We start from the raw sequence: 3,599 nt of genomic DNA, 5'->3' as shown, positions 1-3,599 counted from the left end.
AGCCGATCACTCAATACTATTTTGACCGAAAAGTGATCGGCATCGATGGTATTGAGTGATCGCGATGAATGGTATTAGGTGATCGGCTTAGATGGTATTAGGTGATCGCGATGCATGAGAATATGCAGGCGAGCAGGAATGAGAGGGTCGATGGTTTAATGGGAGCGGTATGAGTCGAGAGGCTCACGTACCGTTCTGCGAGGGGCCGCTGGGGAAGTTCCAGCGGTCTACTCTCCTCACATTTAGGGAAGATGAATGTCAAATTTATGCTGACGATGGAGCAGTTAATTTATCAACGATCAGACGGAAGCTATTGAATTTGATCAAAGCACATCCACTAAAAGATAGTGTTGCAGGGAAAATGCAACGCGCATGTTGGGACGCTAAATTTAGAGCTGAGATATTGTTTGGTCAAAAATCAACCAAAGCATAATCCCGCCCTGTACAGTATAGCCCTTTATTAGTTAAATTTAATATTCTGAAAACATATCAAAAATTAATTTTCTTAGCCATTGATTTGCAATATCTTTATGCGATCTGCTGTGCCAAAAAATATTTACTTGAATTTCAGGAAGAGATAAGGGATGTTCAACAGTAGTTATATTAAAATTATCAACTGTTATTGTACCTAATTTCTCTGGTACTGTAGCAATAAAATCAGAAATACTAAGCATATACGGTAGAGCGATAAAATGAGTAAGTTTAGCTATTACATTTCTATTTATATGGTTATTTTGTAAAAATTTTTCGATGATACTGTGTCCTGAATCTTTAGATATTATTGCCACGTGTTTATATTTGAATAATAATTTTTCAGTTATTTTTTTAGATAAAAGAGGATGGTCTTTTCGCATCATTAATTTATATTGCTGTTTAAATAAACTGCGTTGATAAAAACCAGTATTTAATTCAGGAAGTAGCCCTATAGCAATATCTATTTTCCCTAATTCCATTTTCTTTTGTAACTCTGTAGAATCACATCGAACAATTTCAATAGATATATTAGGAGCTACTTCAGATAAATAGGACATTAATTTTGGTAGAAAAAGTATTTCACCAACATCAGTCATTGATACATTGAAAACCTTATGACTTGATAAAGGCATAAAACTCGTATTAGAATTAATTGTTTTTTCAATAGCGTTGAAGTTATTAATTATAGAAACGGATATACTTTCAGCGTAAGTAGTGGGGGATAATCCTGAAGATGTGCTATAGAATAACTGATCATTTAGACAAACTCTTAACCTTTTCATAGAATGGCTAATCGCAGACTGTGAAACATTTAATATACTTGCAACCTCTTTGATATTCCGTTTTTCGTATAATAATTTAAATAGGTTTAATAGATTAATATCAATGTCAATTAAATTTATCATGTATTATCCTATAATTTCATCATATAACTTGGCTATGCGTTTTTGAGCTTTGAACAAGTTATTTTTGTTTGGATTTAAAAAATATAAACAACTTTCTAACTCAAGTTTCGGGATTCAAATACAATGAAATGATAACGATAACTCAATGATTTTAAAGAAGTTGATGTCTCAATGTGGTAAAATACTTGTTAACTAGACAAAGCAAAAAACCAAAAGAGACATCGAATGAATTCTGCCACAAACACCTTAAATTTACCATCATTAACCGCTGATTTACTTAAACAAGCAAACCTTAAAATTGACAATACTTTCAATTCAACATGGAAGAGCATTGGCTTTACTATCATGTTACGTCAAGCTAAGTTTTCTAAGCGCTCAGGCACACCTGCGGGTGATGTTGTTTATCTTTTGATGCTTTGGGTTTGGCTAAAAGTAAACTCTGTTGCTATGTTTTCAAGGGATGCCTTATTAAGTTTTTCGGCAACAAAAAAAGATGCATTATATGATCTACTTAACCGCGAAGATGTAGATTGGCGAAAGCTACAATTATTAACGGCTAAGAAAGTACTCAAGACGAATAAGCAAAGTAGCCTTAGTGCCTTTGTTGTTGATGACTCAGTAAAAATGAGGCGCGGTAAAAATGAGGCGCGGTAAAAAGATGCCTGGCGTATCGAGTCATTTTGACCACTTAACTGCTCGCTGTGTTATGGGGCAGCAAATAGTCACGCTAGGTGTTGCCAATGACGAGCAGTTTGTGCCCGTTGATAATGAAATATTTATCAGCCAATCTAAGGAGCAAGCGTTAGATTATAAGTTTAATGATGGTCGTAGTATTGCTGCAAAACGCTATCAGAAATCAAAGCAACAAACGAAACCAGAAATGGTGTGTGAGATGATAGCGCGAGCCATTCGCGGGGGCATTAATGCAGATTACTTTTTGGCGGACGCATGGTTTGCCACCAAACATATCCTGAGAATGACGATAGCTCACTCACTTGTTGCTATTGTTAGAATGAAAAAAAACAAGATGAAATATCGATTAAGTGTCGATGGTGTGAGTCACTTACTTTGCGCTAAAGAGCTATACAAGCAGCATGTTAAAGGGTGCTGGCAAACGATTAACAACGTTCCTTACATGAGTAAATCCATTATTGTTGAGTTGAACCTCACCAGCTCAGATAAAGAGCCAGCCCAATGGGTTAAAGTAAAATTACTCTTTGTTCGCTCAATAAACGAGAATAAGCAGCAGGCAAGTAAGCATGATTGGGCGTTGTTTTTAACGACAGATAGTCAGTTAGATGATGAAAAAATACTAGCGGTTTATGCCTTACGTTGGGGGATTGAAGTTTACTTCAAAGAAGCGAAACAAAAACTCGGTTTTTTAAAAGAGCAAAGCCGTCATTACAGCGCTTATATAGCCTCAATTCATCTGACAGGATTAAGGTTTTGTCTCTTACTATCAGCCAAACATGAAGAAGGGGCTGCAAGGCTTAGTGAGGTAAGAAATGATTTTGAAGAGAGTCTGAGTTGTTTGAATTTTGCCAGTAAACTATGGGGATTATTTAAAGCATTAATGACTTTAGCAGTAAATGAAATGGTTAATTTAACAAGGGTTGATAAATCTGATGTACTAGAGAAAATTGAGCAAACGGTGATTGATTTTTTTACGCAAGTCATGCAAATTGGATAGTTTTACCTTACGTCAAGAAGGGATAGAGTGAGGTAGAGTTCACTTTTATTGGATAAAAGTGAATCCCGAAACTTGAGTTAAAGAAATTGAAGCGTATTTTCATATCGCTGAACGTGATTTCCCTAAGGCATTAAAAGATAATTTTTTTCAGGAAGTATATGGTGAGCACGGTCGAATTAATGAGCGAGAATACCGATTATTACCTATCACGCAATGGTTTGATGAAACAGAAAAGTTCAAGGATAACTTCGCTGTAGTGCAAGTAAAGCGTACTAGGCACCTGAAAACGAAAACAGAGCAAGAGACATCTTATTATATAACGTCACTCAAAGAAGACGTAAAAAAGGTAGCTGGATATATAAGAGGTCATTGGGCGATAGAAAATAGCCAACATTGGATTTTAGATGGTGTGCCACAGGCACATAGGTTTGCAGCATAAGGATATGTTAAAAGCTTATGGCTAAGCTTGAGAAGAGATGATGGTTTGGCCCATCGAAGTCTGCTGTCGGAAGCTGGCTTCAAACCGCTTC

Annotated in this window: 4 protein-coding genes; 3 read left to right on the top strand and 1 reads right to left on the bottom strand. The window is 36.1% G+C overall.

The genetic code is table 11. The features are described from left to right. Window positions 1-470 precede the first annotated feature (470 nt). A complete protein-coding gene (locus IEW93_RS21575) occupies window positions 471-1,379 on the bottom strand; it encodes a LysR family transcriptional regulator (protein ID WP_188741256.1) in 909 nt (302 codons plus the stop codon). 225 nt (window positions 1,380-1,604) lie between these two features. Between IEW93_RS21575 and IEW93_RS22185 the strand changes: the two genes are divergently transcribed. From IEW93_RS22185 to IEW93_RS22350, 3 genes are all read left to right on the top strand, one after another. Continuing rightward, window positions 1,605-2,033: a transposase gene (locus IEW93_RS22185; protein ID WP_229706746.1), complete on the top strand. Its 429-nt coding sequence runs from the start codon at window positions 1,605-1,607 to the stop codon at window positions 2,031-2,033. Beyond that, window positions 2,020-3,069, top strand: coding sequence for a transposase (locus IEW93_RS21570; RefSeq protein ID WP_308419237.1), 1,050 nt, complete (start codon window positions 2,020-2,022; stop codon window positions 3,067-3,069). The genes IEW93_RS22185 and IEW93_RS21570 overlap by 14 nt, the downstream gene beginning before the upstream one ends. 85 nt (window positions 3,070-3,154) lie before the next feature. Beyond that, entirely contained in the window at window positions 3,155-3,508 is a 354-nt protein-coding gene (locus IEW93_RS22350; protein WP_188741257.1) for an ISAs1 family transposase, read from the top strand. Window positions 3,509-3,599: the final 91 nt, after the last annotated feature.

It is taken from the genome of Shewanella inventionis (assembly GCF_014641855.1).
In the GTDB taxonomy this organism is placed as follows: Bacteria; Pseudomonadota; Gammaproteobacteria; order Enterobacterales; family Shewanellaceae; genus Shewanella; species Shewanella inventionis.
This window is presented reverse-complemented; position numbering and strand designations above follow the sequence as displayed.

Coding starts and splice junctions, on each gene's coding strand:
- IEW93_RS21570 (WP_308419237.1), top strand. CDS start 2,020: ATGAGGCGCGGTAAAAAGATGCCTGGCGTATCGAGTCATTTTGACCAC.
- IEW93_RS21575 (WP_188741256.1), bottom strand. CDS start 1,379: ATGATAAATTTAATTGACATTGATATTAATCTATTAAACCTATTTAAA.
- IEW93_RS22185 (WP_229706746.1), top strand. CDS start 1,605: ATGAATTCTGCCACAAACACCTTAAATTTACCATCATTAACCGCTGAT.